The following is a 14,035-nucleotide window of genomic DNA, read 5'->3' as shown; positions in this document are numbered from 1 at the left end:
GACGCTAATAGACCGACATGAACTCAAGGAAAGGCCAACGCCATAAAAAAAACACAGACCCAGCGCCGAGCACGCAAAGACCCCCATCAATCAGGCAACTCAGCCGCCCCCATCCTCCTGGCAATAACCCGCGAGCGCTGAGCCAAATACTGCGACCCTCGATGCTCATCAAAATACTTAGGCTGCGGCAGCATAACGGCCAATCGAGCCGACTGCGCAGCAGTCAACTTACTCGCCGAAGTCTTGTAGTAATAATGAGCCGCCGCTTCAGCCCCATAAACCCCATTCCCCCACTCAACGGAGTTGAGATAAATCTCAAAGATCCGCTCCTTATCCATCAAGGTCTCGAGCATCCAGGTAATGATGAGCTCCTGCCCCTTCCGGATATAGCTTTTCTCCCGAGACAAAAACAGATTCCGCGCCAACTGCTGAGTAATGGTCGACCCACCGCGAACAATCTTGCCCTTAGCCTTATTCCGCTCCCAGGCCTGCAAAATAGCGTCGGTCTCATACCCATTGTTGTTAACAAAATTCGCATCCTCAGAAGCAATAATCGCCCGCTTCAGATTGCGCGAAATCTGGTCATACGACACCCACGTATGCTGCACCGAAAGATCCGGCCGATCCTGCGACAACCGCCACGCGTCCGACCGCATAAACGCTGTACTGCGCGGATTGACGTAATTCCAAACTGCGATCCGCGCGAAGTAAAACGCCTGCGTCGCGAGCCACGCAATCGCAACCACGGCGCACAGATAGAACACCCATCGCACCGGACCTGGCCGGCTCACGCGCCGCGTTGCTGTCATCGTGCTCTCAATCCTCGTGCGGGAATGTGCCTTAACCTGATACGCCAGCGTTAAGCGTGCGACGGCGCCGTCAACAGCGCACGCAATTCGGCCAGCACCGGCGCGCCGTCAGGCCGCACGCCGCGCCACACGAAAAACGATTCGGCCGCCTGCTCGACCAGCATCCCGAGTCCATCGGCACCGCGCGCGCCCAGCTTCCGCGCGTGCTCCATGAACACGGTCGGATGCGCGCCGTACATCATGTCGTAGGCGAGTGTGCCGCTGCCGAACGCGCGGTCGTCGCACTCGGGCAGCGACGCATCGAGACTTCCCGCCGTCGCGTTGACGATCACATCGTAAGCGCCCGCTTCGATCGCCCGCGCGCTGCCGCCGCTCAGATGACATGCCGCATCACGCGCGGCCTGCGCGAACTGGCCGACCAGCGCCTCGGCTTTCTCCGCCGTGCGATTGACGATGGTCACCGTATGCGGCGCGCGGCCCAGCATTGGCAGCACCACGCCGCGCGCGGCGCCGCCTGCGCCCAGCAACAGAATGCGTGCTCCCTTCAACGACACGCCGAGATTCACCTCGATGTCGCGCACGAGACCGAAACCATCGGTGTTGTCGCCATAGATACCATTTGCGTCGATGCGCAACGTGTTCACCGCCCCCGCCGCCGCCGCGCGCGGCGACAAAGTGTCAGCAAAGGCATGCGCGTCGAGTTTGAACGGCACGGTCACGTTCAGCCCGCGCCCGCCTGCGTCGATGAAGGCCCGCACGTGCGGCACGAACGCATCCACCGGCGCGAGCAGGTGGCCATATTCCACAGGCTCGCCGGTCTGCGCGGCAAACCGTCCATGAATGAACGGCGACTTGCTATGACCGACCGGGTTGCCGATGACCGCATAGCGGTCGCGTGAATCCTGAGTGCTCATCGTCCCGGCTCCGCAATGTGCTGATGGGTGGCGGCACCGTCCGCGCCATCGCTGCTTTCGGCGTCGTCCTTCACAGCAGCCGCGTCGTTGCCGTCGAGTTCGGCTTCGGCCTGCGCCTCGGCTTCGCCTTCGGCGCTCTCGTCCGGGGCGTCGATGATTTCCTCTTCGCCCTCGTCCGCTTCTTCAGCCTCGCTGCCGCTCGTCACGGTGGGCGCGTCGAGCACATGCAGAAGACGCACGGAGGCTTCCACGGTCAACTCATCGATTGACATCACTTCCATCTGCAAACGCGTGCCGCGCGCGTGCACGCCGAGGCCCGGCACATGCAGCAGCAGCGGAATCTCTTCCAGGCGCACCAGATCGCCCTTCACCACCGACGCCACCACCTGCTTCCTGTTCTCCTGCTTCAGCCAGCGCAGGCACCAGAAGTACTCCATGCGACGCTGATGATCGGCGTACGCGGTGTACGTGTCGTCGAAACCTTGCACGACGGCGAACAGATCGGCATCTTTCGGCTTGAACGGCGCGGCCAGTTTCGCGGTCACGCCATGCTGCACGCAGGCGATCAACTGCCACTGGTTCACCAGGTCGACGTAACGGCGCAGCGGCGACGTACTCCACGCGTACTGCGTGACACCGAGGCCTTCGTGCGGCGCGGCGTTGGTCTGCATGCGCGTGCGCTTGGGACCAGTCGGCGCGCCAAAAGCGCGCTGCGTGCGGTAGATGCCCGGCACACCGTGGTCGTGCAGGAACGCGCCCCACGACGAGTTCGCGAGAATCGCCAGTTCGGCGACGATCGTATCGAGCGGCGAACCGCGCCGGCGCGGCGTGATCGTGATGTGCTCGCCTTCCACGTAGAAGTTGAAGTCGGTGTTGCGCTGCACTTCGCGACGCAGGCCGTAACCGGCGCGCGCGGCCTGGCGCTTTTCGAACAGCGCCTGCGCGAACGGCCACAGCACGGCGATGTCGTCCTTGTGCGGATAGTCGCCGCTGTCGGCGGCGAGCGCCTCTTCGGTGACGAGTTCGTCGAGCGTGTTGTGGCGCAGGTTGTTCTTCACGAACACGCGCTCGGCGCGCGTTTCGCTCGCGACGATCTCCTGCGTCTCGCGATTGACGATCACATACAGCGAAAGCGCCGGACGCAAGCCGCCTTCGGCCAACGTGAACGCTTCGACGACGCTGTCGGGCAGCATGGTGATCTTGTCGCCGGGCATGTACACGGTCGACAAACGCGTGCGCGCGATCGCATCGACCTCGTCGCCACGCTGAATGCCGAGCGCCGGCGCGGCGATATGCACGCCGATCCGCACGCGGCCGTCCGCCAGGTGCTCGACGGAGAAGGCATCGTCGATTTCAGTGGTGGTGATGTCGTCGATCGAGAACGCCTGCACGTCCGCTTCCGGCAGATCTTCCGGCAAGGTGCCGACGGTAACCGGCGGAAAGCCGGTGCCATGCGGGAAGAACTCGGAGAGGAATTTCGCTTCGTGCAACGCGCGCGCCGACGGAATGGCGCCGTTTTCCAGCATCAGACGCGCCTGCGAAATACCGCGCGCCGCCGCGGCGCCTTCTAGCGCCTTGTACTCGATCGTGTTCTTGTCCGGCTTGGTCAGCAGCCCCAGCGCCTTGCTGCCCGTGAAGGCTTCCGGCAGACGGCCGGCTTTCAATTCATCTTCGTAGCCGACCTGCACCAGCGCCTGCTGACGCTTGCGCTCGAGCCCGGCGAGCGCCATCTTCAGTTGCTCCTGCGGCGCGCGTTGGTACATGCCGCGGCCCTTGCGGCGGAAGTACACCGGCGAGCCATGCATGCGCAGCACCAGCGCGGCGCGCTCGATCGACCCGAAGCGGTCGCCGAAATACTCTGCGCCGAGCGTGGCGAACGGGAATTCGTCGTCAGGCGCGCATTCCCACAGGAAGTCCAGATCGATCTCCTGCGCGGCAGCGTCGGCTTGCTGCATCAGTTCGGCCGCACTCGGCTTTTCGAATTCGATCAGCACATCTTTCGCGCGCACCTTGGCGCGCCGGCCGCCCGGCAACTCGACCTGAAAAGCATCGCCTTGGCGCGACAGCACGCTGCCCGCCTTGAAACTGCCCGATTCCTCGAAGAAAACGTTCACTCAATACTCTCGTTCTGTCTTGCATCTGCCGGCGCGCCCGATCCTGCTTTGCGATCGGTCACTGCGTGCGCGGCACGGCAACGTGTTCGTGGTAGTGGATCCGCGGCGCGATACGCGCGCGCCGGCGGCATGAATCATGATGCGCGGCAATCGCCCCGCTGCTGGAACGCCCGGCTTGACGCGACTTTACGCGGCTTCGCGCGGCGCCGGCGGCTCGACGTCTTCCGCGTCGCAGAAGGCCAGCACGTCGTCGACGTATTGCGCGAATTCGCTGATCGCGTGGTCACTCCCTTCGATCAGCGTAGTGCGTGCGCCGGGATAGTGCGCGAGCATTTCGCGGTAGTCGAGCACTTCGTCGCCGGTGGCGGCCATCAAATAATAGCGTTCGGGCCGCGTGATCGACGCGACGCCAAGCGCGCGCAACTCATCCAGATGATGCGGCTCGACGACGATGCTGCCGCCGCCGTGCCACAACGGCTGCTCGCCGAGATAAGCGCTCAGGTCGCGCTGCGGCACGACCGCCGGATTCAGCAGCACCGCCGGCCAGCCGTGCTTCTCCGCCAGATAGGTGGCGAAATAGCCGCCGAGCGAACTGCCGATCAGCGTGACGTTTTGCGGCTGGGCGGCGGCCACCAGCGATTCGGCGAGCGCCACGGTCTCGAACGGCGAAACCGGCAACATTGGGCAGCACCATTCGTCGCTGCGGCCGAGCTCGACGAGCCGCGCTGCCAGCACGCGCGCCTTGAACGAATTGGGTGACGAGCGGAAACCGTGCAGATAAAGGATCACGAAACGCCTCGCGCGGAAAGGGCGTCGAGCAGTTTCTGATGCACGCCGCCGAAGCCGCCGTTGCTCATCACCAGAATCTGATCGCCGGGGCGCGCTGCGTGGACTACTGCTTTGACCAGCGCGTCGAGATTGTCGAAAGCCTGCGCTTTGCCGCCGAGCGGCGCGAGCGCCTCGCCGAGATTCCAGCCGAGCGCGTCGCGGCCGGCCGGCGCGCCGTAGCCGAACACCAGATCGGCGTCGGCGAGACTGCCCGGCAATTGCGCCTTCATCACGCCGAGCTTCATGGTGTTCGAGCGCGGTTCCAGCACGGCGAGAATCCGCGTGTTGTCGCGGCCCACACGGGCGCGCAGCCCGGCCACGGTCGTGCCGATAGCGGTCGGATGGTGCGCGAAGTCGTCGTAGACGGTCACGCCGTCGACGCTGCCGCGCACTTCCATGCGCCGCTTGACGTTGCGAAAGCCAGCCAGCGAGCGGGCGGCCTGCGCCGGCGGCACGCCGACATGGCGCGCGGCGGCGATCGCGGCCAGCGCGTTCATGCGGTTGTGCTCGCCTTGCACCTGCCACTCGACCACCCCGACACGCTCACTGTTGTGATAGACGGCGAAACGCTCGTCGACCGGCACGCCGTCTTCCGCCGGCAAGGTTTCCCAGCCGCCCTGCACGCCGAAACGCTCCACTTCGCTCCAGCAACCGCGCGTCAGCACGCGTTCGAGCGCATCTTCGCGGCCGTTCGTGACCACGCGGCCGATGCCCGGCACGGTGCGGATCAAATGATGGAACTGCGTTTCGATCGCGGCCAGATCCGGGAAAATGTCGGCGTGATCGAATTCGAGGTTGTTCAGCACCGCGGTCTTGGGACGGTAATGGACGAATTTCGAACGCTTGTCGAAGAAGGCCGTGTCGTACTCGTCGGCTTCGATCACGAAGAAGCTGGAATCGGTCAGCCGGGCGGACACGCCGAAATTCAGCGGCACGCCGCCGATCAGGAAGCCCGGATTGAGGCCGGCGTCTTCGAGCAGCCAGGTCAGCATCGAGCTGGTGGTCGTTTTGCCGTGCGTGCCGGCCACCGCCAGCACCCATTTGCCGTTCAGCACATGCTCGCCGAGCCATTGCGGGCCGGAGGTATACGGCAGGCCGCGGTCGAGAATGGCTTCCATCAGTGGGTTGCCGCGCGAGACCACGTTGCCGATCACGAACAGATCCGCGTTCAGGCCGTTCAACTGGTCCGCGTCGTAACCTTCTATCAGGCCAATGCCTTGCGCCTCGAGCTGCGTGCTCATGGGGGGATAGACGCCGGCGTCGCAACCCGTCACGGTGTGGCCCGCGCCGCGCGCGAGGACCGCGAGACCGCCCATGAACGTGCCGCAGATACCGAGGATGTGGATGTGCATAAGCCTGTCGTGCCGCGCGGGCGTTTTTCCTGGAAGGGCCCCCTAACCTGTCGCCTCGCGCCAGGCCCCCAGAGGGGGCAAGAAAACCGGGCGCGGCCCGGCGTTTTCCTGAGAGGGATGGGAGCGCAGAAGAGCGGTCGAAACGACCGTCTGCAAAGGACGCTATTGTAACCGACGCCTTTCGATCACCCTATGCGCGCTCGCCTGCGCCGCCTCGTCCGGCGCGCGGTGCGACCCGCCAGGAAAGGCCGTCGTCAATCTCTAGTATGATCGAGGGATGGTCCGCAAATCTCATTTCGATCCGCAGCGCGTGCGCGAGGAAATCGCTATCGCGGCTGCCCGCATGATCGCCGAAGACGGTCTGGATTACGCCACGGCGAAGCGCAAAGCCGCCCGGCAAGTGGTCGGCGAGAGCCGTGTTGCCGGCGAATGGCTGCCGGATAACGACCAGATCGAAGAAGAAATCCGCGAATATCAGTCGCTGTTCCAAGGCGACAGCCAGCCTGTGTTGCTGCGGCGGCTGCGCCGCATCGCGGTCGAATGGATGGAGCGGCTCGCGCCGTTCAATCCTTATCTGACCGGTGCGGTGCTCGGCGGCACCGCCGGCGAACACTCGGATATCCACCTTCAGGTGTTCTGCGACAACCCGAAGGAAGTCGCCATCTACTTTCTGAACGCCAACATTCAGTACGACGTCTCGGAAACGCGGCATTTCGCCGGCCGCGGCTATGTCGAAACGCTCAGCTTTCTGTGGCGCCCCACGAACGAAGGGCGCGAGGCTGAACCGGTCGGCCTGCACGTGGCGCTCTACGAAACCGACGATCTGCGTGGCGCAGTGCGCGCCGACGCGCGCGGGCGCACGGCACGCGCGAATTTGCAGGCCGTTCAGACGCTACTCGACGGCAGCGACGTCGCTCCTTCAACCAACTAGACTGACCAAGATGAATACGAGACGGATTCTGGCGGGCGTCCTTGTCGCCGCTGTCGCCGCGGGCGGCGGCGTTCTGGCGAACCACTTGCTGAACGGCGGCGTCGAAGAAGTCGCGCATGCCGCGCAACCGGCCTCTCCGCAAAACGCGGTCGCGCAACTCTGGACCGCGCCGGTGACGACAGTCGACGGCAAGCCGCAAACGCTAAGTTTGCTTAAAGGCCACCCAATCGTCGTCAACTTCTGGGCCTCGTGGTGCGGCCCTTGCGTCGAAGAAATGCCCGCTCTGTCGCAACTTCAGCGCGATTACGCGAAAAAAGGCATACAGTTCGTCGGACTTGGCGTGGATTCGGAAAAAAACGTTCAGACGTTCCTGCAGAAAGTGAAAGTGGCGTATCCGGTCTACGTGACCGGCTTCGGCGGCGCTGACCTCGCGCGCGCCTTCGGCAATACTGCGGGCGGACTGCCGTTTACCGTCGTAATTGACGCAAAAGGCAACATTCGCTCGACAAAATTAGGACAAATCGACCCGCAGGCGCTGAAACAGACGCTCGACGCCCTTTAAATTTCACATTCTTTTGGCGCTCGATTACCCGCGGAAGGCGCGAAAATAGGCGCAAATCGGACGGATTTGAGAGAAGATGGGCGCCCGGCGCAGCGGCGAAATACCGCCGCCATCAATCCGTACGCGCGCGAAACTAGACAAGTTTCTCTAATCAGCGCTAAAGTGCGCCCAATTCCACGGAAAAAGAAGCGACCATGACGCGACTGCTGGTACTGCACGGACCCAACCTCAACCTTCTCTGCACCCGGGAACCCGAGGTCTACGGTCACGTGACCTTGCCGCAGATCGATCAGGCGCTGGCGGACCGCGCAGCGGACGCAGGCGTCGAACTCGCGTCGTTCCAGAGCAATCACGAAGGCGCTCTGGTGGACCGCATCCAATCCGCGCGGACTGAAAAAACCGATTTCATACTGATCAATCCCGCAGCGTACACGCACACCAGCGTGGCCATTCGGGACGCACTGGCGGGGGTCGGCATCCCGTTCGTCGAGATTCATCTGTCGAACGTGCATCGTCGCGAACCGTTCCGGCATCACTCGTATTTCTCCGACCAGGCTGAGGGCGTGATTTGCGGTCTCGGCTGGAAGGGATATCTGTACGCGCTCGAATTCGCGCTCGACCGGCTGTCCGCCGGCTCGTCGCGCGGCTGATTCCAAACACGTCTAATTTGCGCCGGCTGCGTACGCGCCGGCACTTTACGCATTAAAGGGGCTGCCTGATGGACCTACGTAAACTGAAAACTCTGATCGACCTCGTCTCGGAGTCCGGCATTTCCGAACTCGAAGTGACCGAGGGCGAAGGCAAGGTCCGCATCGTCAAGAATGCGCCGCCGGTTTACGTGCAACCGTCCGCGTCGTACGCGCCGCAATACGCGCAGCCGGCACCGGCACTCGGTGGCGAAGCGCCGGCGGCTGCAGCAGCCGCACCGGCTACGCCGGCTGCCGCCGCGCCGCAAGGCCATGTGGTGACCTCGCCGATGGTCGGCACCTTCTACCGCGCGCCGTCCCCGGGCGCCGATCCGTTCGTCCAGGTGGGCGACACGGTCAAGGAAGGCCAGACGATCTGCATCATCGAAGCGATGAAGCTGCTCAACGAAATCGAGTCGGACAAGTCCGGCGTGGTGAAGGAAATCCTCGTCGAAAACGGTCAGGCGGTCGAGTACGGCCAACCGCTGTTCGTGGTCGGCTGACGCGGCACGCTTTGCGCATGCCGCCCGCGCGCCGTTTTTCTTAGGCGCGCGACCGATCCTCTGAGGCAGCCGGCGTTGTGATCAACCCGGCGCCCATTGATGAGTCGAAAACCCGCTATGTTTGAAAAAATCCTCATTGCCAATCGCGGCGAGATCGCGCTTCGTATCCAGCGCGCCTGCCGCGAACTCGGCGTCAAGACGGTCGTCGTTTATTCCGAAGCCGACAAGGAAGCCAAGTACGTGAAGCTCGCCGACGAGGCCGTCTGTATCGGCCCGGCGCCTTCGAATCTGAGCTACCTGAACATGCCCGCGCTGATCAGCGCGGCGGAAGTCACCGACGCCGAAGCGATTCACCCCGGCTACGGCTTCCTCTCGGAAAACGCCGACTTCGCCGAACGTGTCGAACAGTCCGGCTTCACCTTCATCGGCCCGCGCCCGGAAACGATCCGGATGATGGGCGACAAGGTCACGGCCAAGCAAACCATGATCAAGACCGGCGTGCCTTGCGTGCCGGGTTCGGAAGGCGCGTTGCCGGAAGATCCGAAAGAGATCGTGAAGATTGCCCGCCAGGTCGGCTATCCGGTCATCATCAAGGCCGCCGGCGGCGGCGGTGGCCGCGGCATGCGTGTGGTCCACACGGAAGCGGCGCTGGTCAACGCGGTCAACATGACGCGCGAAGAAGCCGGCCGTGCGTTCGGCAACCCGCAGGTCTACATGGAGAAATTCCTGGAGAACCCGCGGCACATCGAAATTCAGGTGCTGGCCGATTCGTTCAAGAACGCCGTCTGGCTGGGCGAGCGTGATTGCTCGATGCAGCGCCGTCACCAGAAAGTGATCGAAGAAGCGCCGGCGCCGGGTATCGCGCGCCGCCTGATCGACCGCATCGGCGATCGTTGCGCGGACGCCTGCAAGAAGATGGGCTATCTCGGCGCGGGCACGTTCGAGTTCCTCTACGAAAACGGCGAGTTCTACTTCATCGAAATGAACACGCGCGTGCAGGTCGAGCATCCGGTGACGGAGCTGATCACGGGCGTCGACATCGTGCAGGAACAGATCCGCATTGCGGCCGGCGAAAAGCTCGCCTTCCGTCAGCGCGACATCGTGTTCAAGGGTCACGCGATCGAATGCCGGATCAACGCGGAAGATCCGTTCAAGTTCATTCCGTCGCCGGGACGCCTGACGTCGTGGCACATGCCTGGCGGCCCCGGCATCCGCGTCGACTCGCACGCCTACAATGGCTATTTCGTGCCGCCGAACTATGATTCGATGATCGGCAAGCTGATCGCTTACGGCGCGACGCGCGAACAGGCGATCAAGCGCATGCGCATTGCCTTGTCGGAGATGGTGGTGGAAGGCATTCAGACCAACATCCCGCTGCACCGCGAGCTGATGCTGGACGCGAAATTCGTCGAAGGCGGCACCAGCATTCACTACCTCGAAAACCGCCTGGCCGCGAAGCTGCAGGCCGCGCCGGAAGAAGCGTAACTCATGAGCTACCGGGAACTGATCGCCGAGCTGGCACGCGAGCACGCGGAGGAATTCTCCGACGCGCTGCTCGAGTTGGGCGCGTTGTCCGTGTCGGTCGAAGATGCGGACGCCGACACGCCCGACGAGCAGCCGCTGTTCGGCGAGCCCGGTCTCACGCCGGATCGCACGGCGTGGCAGCGTTCGCGCGTGATCGCGCTGCTCGCGCCGGAACACGAGCCGGCGGTGTTGCTCACCGCCGCAGCCAACGAAATCGGGTTGGCGGCGGCGCCGTCGTTCACCGTGCGTGAAGTCGAAGATCAGGATTGGGTGCGGCTCACGCAGTCGCAGTTCGATCCGATCAAGATCGGCGAGCGCATCTGGGTCGTGCCGTCGTGGCACGACGCGCCGGACCCCGAAGCACTGGTGCTGGAACTGGATCCGGGGCTCGCCTTCGGCACCGGCAGCCATCCCACTACGCGGCTTTGCATGGAATGGCTGGAGCAGTCGGTCGAACCCGAGCAATCGGTTCTCGACTACGGCTGCGGCTCCGGCATTCTCGCGATCCTCGCGACAAAGTGCGGCGCGAATCCCGTGTACGGCATCGACATCGATCCGCAAGCGGTCGAATCGGCGCGCCACAACAGCGAGCGCAATCGTGCGGAAGTCACGTACGGTTTGCCCGACGAATGCCCCACCGGCGAGTTCGATATCGTGGTCGCCAATATCCTGTCCAACCCGCTCAAGCTGATGGCCTCGATGCTCTCGTCGAAGGTCAAACCGGGTGGCAAGATCGCGCTGTCCGGCATTCTGGCGCGGCAAGCGGACGAGGTCGCACAGGTCTACTCTCGGTGGATCGACATCAGCGTGTGGCGCGAACACGAAGGTTGGGTATGTCTGGCGGGAACGCGTCGCGAAAGCCATTAGAATAAGGCGTATTGTCCAACCAACGGCCTTCCGGCTTATCGGCTCAATATGCTCCTGGCAACACGTTGCCCCTTCTGCGAAACCGTCTTCCGCCTGCAAACGGAACAACTTGCGCTGCGCCGCGGCCTGGTGCGCTGCGGGCATTGCCAGGAAGTATTCGACGCGTCGAGCAGCCTGTTCGACATCAGCGAAGGCGGTGACTTCTCGACCGCCAAACCGGTTGCCGCAGCCGCGGCGATCGAAGCGCTTTCGGGCGTGCGTCCCAAGGGCCCCGACTTCAGCGCCGAAGCATGGGATCCGTGGGCGCCGTCACCCGACGCCGCCATCGACAACCGTCTGCGTCACAACGCCAGCAATGTGCCGCTCTCACCGGTTTCCACCGGCGCAGGCGTCGCGGTCACACCGCGCCACGCTACGGAACCCGAACTCCCGCCCGGCGCATCCACCGCACCGCTTCCGCCCGACGACGAACCACTGCTCGCGGACGCGCCGCTCGACCCCTTCGCTTATCACCTCGATCCACCCGAGGAAGCAGCGCCGCGCGTCTGGCACAAGACCGAGCGCGCTTCCGACGCGCCGCTGGACGAGCCGCTCGAAGAGCCGGTTCTGGACGAGCCGGCTACCTTGTATGGCATTCCTGACAATGAGCCGCGTTTCGGTGCGGCCGGCGTAGGTGCTGCCGGCGTAGGTGCGGCTGCGGGCGCAGGCGCAGCCGGCTTTGCTGCCGCCGGCCCGGCCGCCGCCACTGGCCCGGTCTCCCCCAGCGGTGAGCCCTTCTCCGTGCAGCCCGTCAACGACGGCGCCGATCCCTTCCCCGTGGTGCGCGAAACCCGCCCGGCCGAACCGCGGCGCATGGGCTGGATCATCGCCGGCTCGGTGGTGGCGGCGCTATTGATCATCGCGCTGCTCGCGCAGCTCGCCTGGTGGCAACGCGAAACGGTGATGGTGTATTTCCCGCGCTCGCAGACGCTCTACGCGAAGGCCTGCTTGACGCTCGGCTGCCAGGTCACGCCGCCGCACGACATCGACGGTTTGCAGGTCGAGCCGTCCGATCTGCGGCAAATCGACGGCCCGCACAAGCTCGAACTGAAGATGCCGCTGCGCAACCGCTTCAATATTGCGCTCGCGTATCCGGCCATCGAACTCACGCTGCTCGACGACCAGAACAACGTCGCAGTACGCCGCGTGCTGTGGCCGCAAGACTACGTCCCGCCCGGCACGCAGATCGCGGCCGGCCTGCCCGCGCATACGACTCAGACCATGATCGTGCATCTCGACACGGGCAATGCGGTCGCTTCCAATTTCCGCGTACAGATTTTTTATCCGTAACGCATCCTCGCGCGCCTGGCGCTGACCGGGCGCGTTCACCGTCAATCCTGACGATTTTTCGGAGCACGACAACATGAGTCAAGTCACGCTGGGTGGCAACCCGATCGAAGTAGCCGGCACGTTCCCGTCGGTAGGCCAGGCCGCTCCCGCTTTCTCGCTGGTCGGCAAGGATCTGAAGACGCTGTCGCTCGCCGATTTCGCCGGCAAGCGCAAAGTGCTGAACATTGTCCCGAGCCTCGACACGCCGACTTGCGCCACCTCGACCCGCAAGTTCAACGAAGCCGCGGCCAAGCTGACCAACACGGCTGTGATCGTCGTGTCGGGCGACCTGCCGTTCGCCGCGTCGCGCTTCTGCACGACCGAAGGCATCGAGAACGTCGTCACGGCGTCCACCTTCCGCGGCCATGAGTTCGCGCAAGCCTACGGTGTCGACGTGACGAGCGGCCCGCTGACCGGCCTGACGGCACGCGCCGTGGTGGTGGTCGACGAGAACGACAAGGTCGTTCACGCTGAACTGGTCGGCGAAATCAAGAACGAACCGAACTACGACGCAGCCCTCGCCGCGCTGAAGTAACACCTTCGCGCACGAACCCGGCGCCGCGCTTCATGCGCGGCGCTGTCACGTCGTCGCGCCCATTCTCTTTATCGTTTTTACAGGAACGCTCGCCTTGGCTACGCTGATTTGCGGCTCGCTCGCCTACGACAACATCATGACCTTCGAAGGCCGGTTCCGGGAGCACATCCTGCCGGAGCAGGTCCACATCCTGAACGTCAGCTTTCTCGTGCCGACCATGCGCCGCGAGTTCGGCGGCTGCGCGGGCAACATCGCCTACTCGCTGCATCTGCTGGGCGGCGACGCGCGCATCATGGGCACGCTCGGCTCGGTCGACGCGCAGCTCTATATGGACCGGTTCAAGCAGCTCGGCCTGTCGACGGAGAGCGTGCTGGTCGTGCCGGACGCCTATACGGCGCAGGCAATGATCACCACGGATCTGGAAAACAATCAGATCACCGCGTTCCACCCGGGCGCGATGATGCAGTCGCATCTGAATCGCGCCGACGAGGCCAAGGGCATCACGCTCGGCATCGTTGGGCCGGACGGTTACGACGGCATGATCCAGCACGCCGAGCATCTGGCGGCCGCAGGCGTGCCGTTCATCTTCGATCCGGGCCAGGGCTTGCCGCTCTTCGACGGCGCGTCGCTGCGGCGCATGATTGAACTCGCTACCTATGTAGCGGTCAATGATTACGAAGCCAAACTGGTGAGCAATAAAACGGGTTGGTCGATCGAAGAGATCGCCGGCAAGGTGGAGGCGTTGATCGTCACGCTCGGCGAGCAAGGCGCGCAGATCCATCATGCGGGTGGCATCGAAGAGATTCCGGCGGTCAAGGCACAGCAAGTGCTCGATCCGACAGGTTGCGGCGACGCGTTCCGCGGCGGCTTGCTGTACGGCATCGAAAACAAGCTCGGCTGGGCCACCACCGGCCGTCTGGCGAGCCTGATGGGCGCGCTGAAGATCGAACATCAGGGCCCGCAAAACTATGCGCCCGGCCGGGCCGAGATCAACGAGCGGTTCAAGCAGGCGTTCGGGTACGACCTGCCGTAATACCGAGAG

14 protein-coding genes are annotated in these 14,035 nt (G+C 63.9%); 9 read left to right on the top strand and 5 right to left on the bottom strand.

Annotation, left to right across the window (positions count from 1 at the left end):
- Window positions 1-86: 86 nt before the first annotated feature.
- The 5 genes from mtgA to mpl form a co-directional block, all read right to left on the bottom strand.
- On the bottom strand, window positions 87-809 hold the full coding sequence (gene mtgA, locus P0D80_RS34280; protein WP_408290485.1) for a monofunctional biosynthetic peptidoglycan transglycosylase: 723 nt from the start codon (window positions 807-809) through the stop codon (window positions 87-89).
- 50 nt (window positions 810-859) lie between these two features.
- Window positions 860-1,723 (bottom strand): shikimate dehydrogenase, encoded by an 864-nt coding sequence (aroE, locus tag P0D80_RS34275; RefSeq protein ID WP_408290483.1) that lies wholly within the window; start codon window positions 1,721-1,723, stop codon window positions 860-862.
- Complete coding sequence (locus P0D80_RS34270) at window positions 1,720-3,837, bottom strand: ribonuclease catalytic domain-containing protein (protein ID WP_408290481.1); 2,118 nt, start codon at window positions 3,835-3,837, stop codon at window positions 1,720-1,722. The genes aroE and P0D80_RS34270 overlap by 4 nt, the downstream gene beginning before the upstream one ends.
- Before the next feature lie 186 nt (window positions 3,838-4,023).
- The gene (locus P0D80_RS34265) at window positions 4,024-4,626 is read right to left on the bottom strand and encodes a YqiA/YcfP family alpha/beta fold hydrolase (protein ID WP_408290479.1); all 603 of its coding nucleotides are present in this window, start codon (window positions 4,624-4,626) and stop codon (window positions 4,024-4,026) included.
- A complete protein-coding gene (gene mpl, locus P0D80_RS34260; protein ID WP_408290477.1) occupies window positions 4,623-6,017 on the bottom strand; it encodes a UDP-N-acetylmuramate:L-alanyl-gamma-D-glutamyl-meso-diaminopimelate ligase in 1,395 nt (464 codons plus the stop codon). Before mpl ends, P0D80_RS34265 begins: the two co-directional genes overlap by 4 nt.
- Before the next feature lie 277 nt (window positions 6,018-6,294).
- On the opposite strand from mpl, the gene P0D80_RS34255 reads away from it, so the two are divergent.
- The 9 genes from P0D80_RS34255 (at window position 6,295) to P0D80_RS34215 (ending at window position 14,026) form a co-directional block, all read left to right on the top strand.
- A complete protein-coding gene (locus P0D80_RS34255; RefSeq protein ID WP_132373008.1) occupies window positions 6,295-6,948 on the top strand; it encodes a UDP-N-acetylmuramate--alanine ligase in 654 nt (217 codons plus the stop codon).
- 10 nt (window positions 6,949-6,958) lie between these two features.
- The gene (locus P0D80_RS34250) at window positions 6,959-7,510 is read left to right on the top strand and encodes a TlpA family protein disulfide reductase (protein WP_408290474.1); all 552 of its coding nucleotides are present in this window, start codon (window positions 6,959-6,961) and stop codon (window positions 7,508-7,510) included.
- A 194-nt stretch (window positions 7,511-7,704) separates the two neighbouring features.
- A complete protein-coding gene (gene aroQ, locus P0D80_RS34245; RefSeq protein WP_408290472.1) occupies window positions 7,705-8,160 on the top strand; it encodes a type II 3-dehydroquinate dehydratase in 456 nt (151 codons plus the stop codon).
- A gap of 68 nt (window positions 8,161-8,228) precedes the next feature.
- Complete coding sequence (gene accB / locus P0D80_RS34240; protein ID WP_408180872.1) at window positions 8,229-8,699, top strand: acetyl-CoA carboxylase biotin carboxyl carrier protein; 471 nt, start codon at window positions 8,229-8,231, stop codon at window positions 8,697-8,699.
- Between the two features lie 117 nt (window positions 8,700-8,816).
- Window positions 8,817-10,184 (top strand): acetyl-CoA carboxylase biotin carboxylase subunit, encoded by a 1,368-nt coding sequence (accC, locus tag P0D80_RS34235; RefSeq protein WP_012434380.1) that lies wholly within the window; start codon window positions 8,817-8,819, stop codon window positions 10,182-10,184.
- A 3-nt stretch (window positions 10,185-10,187) separates the two neighbouring features.
- Entirely contained in the window at window positions 10,188-11,090 is a 903-nt protein-coding gene (prmA, locus tag P0D80_RS34230) for a 50S ribosomal protein L11 methyltransferase (RefSeq protein WP_408290469.1), read from the top strand.
- 48 nt (window positions 11,091-11,138) lie between these two features.
- Entirely contained in the window at window positions 11,139-12,419 is a 1,281-nt protein-coding gene (locus tag P0D80_RS34225; RefSeq protein WP_408290467.1) for a zinc-ribbon and DUF3426 domain-containing protein, read from the top strand.
- Window positions 12,420-12,492: 73 nt separating this feature from the next.
- On the top strand, window positions 12,493-12,993 hold the full coding sequence (tpx, locus tag P0D80_RS34220) for a thiol peroxidase (protein ID WP_408180869.1): 501 nt from the start codon (window positions 12,493-12,495) through the stop codon (window positions 12,991-12,993).
- 94 nt (window positions 12,994-13,087) lie between these two features.
- Window positions 13,088-14,026: a carbohydrate kinase family protein gene (locus tag P0D80_RS34215; protein ID WP_132372992.1), complete on the top strand. Its 939-nt coding sequence runs from the start codon at window positions 13,088-13,090 to the stop codon at window positions 14,024-14,026.
- The last annotated feature ends 9 nt before the right edge of the window (window positions 14,027-14,035 follow it).

The sequence above is a fragment of the Paraburkholderia sp. RL17-373-BIF-A genome, from assembly GCF_046030175.1.
In the GTDB taxonomy this organism is placed as follows: domain Bacteria; phylum Pseudomonadota; class Gammaproteobacteria; order Burkholderiales; family Burkholderiaceae; genus Paraburkholderia.
The sequence above is the reverse complement of the archived record's forward strand: the minus strand, read 5'-3'. Positions and strand labels throughout refer to the sequence as shown.

What these genes read in the sequence shown, in the direction of transcription:
- mtgA (WP_408290485.1), bottom strand. Translation starts at nt 809, where the DNA reads ATGACAGCAACGCGGCGCGTGAGCCGGCCAGGTCCGGTGCGATGGGTG.
- aroE (WP_408290483.1), bottom strand. Translation starts at nt 1,723, where the DNA reads ATGAGCACTCAGGATTCACGCGACCGCTATGCGGTCATCGGCAACCCG.
- mpl (WP_408290477.1), bottom strand. Translation starts at nt 6,017, where the DNA reads ATGCACATCCACATCCTCGGTATCTGCGGCACGTTCATGGGCGGTCTC.
- P0D80_RS34255 (WP_132373008.1), top strand. Translation starts at nt 6,295, where the DNA reads ATGGTCCGCAAATCTCATTTCGATCCGCAGCGCGTGCGCGAGGAAATC.
- P0D80_RS34250 (WP_408290474.1), top strand. Translation starts at nt 6,959, where the DNA reads ATGAATACGAGACGGATTCTGGCGGGCGTCCTTGTCGCCGCTGTCGCC.
- aroQ (WP_408290472.1), top strand. Translation starts at nt 7,705, where the DNA reads ATGACGCGACTGCTGGTACTGCACGGACCCAACCTCAACCTTCTCTGC.
- accB (WP_408180872.1), top strand. Translation starts at nt 8,229, where the DNA reads ATGGACCTACGTAAACTGAAAACTCTGATCGACCTCGTCTCGGAGTCC.
- accC (WP_012434380.1), top strand. Translation starts at nt 8,817, where the DNA reads ATGTTTGAAAAAATCCTCATTGCCAATCGCGGCGAGATCGCGCTTCGT.
- prmA (WP_408290469.1), top strand. Translation starts at nt 10,188, where the DNA reads ATGAGCTACCGGGAACTGATCGCCGAGCTGGCACGCGAGCACGCGGAG.
- P0D80_RS34225 (WP_408290467.1), top strand. Translation starts at nt 11,139, where the DNA reads ATGCTCCTGGCAACACGTTGCCCCTTCTGCGAAACCGTCTTCCGCCTG.
- tpx (WP_408180869.1), top strand. Translation starts at nt 12,493, where the DNA reads ATGAGTCAAGTCACGCTGGGTGGCAACCCGATCGAAGTAGCCGGCACG.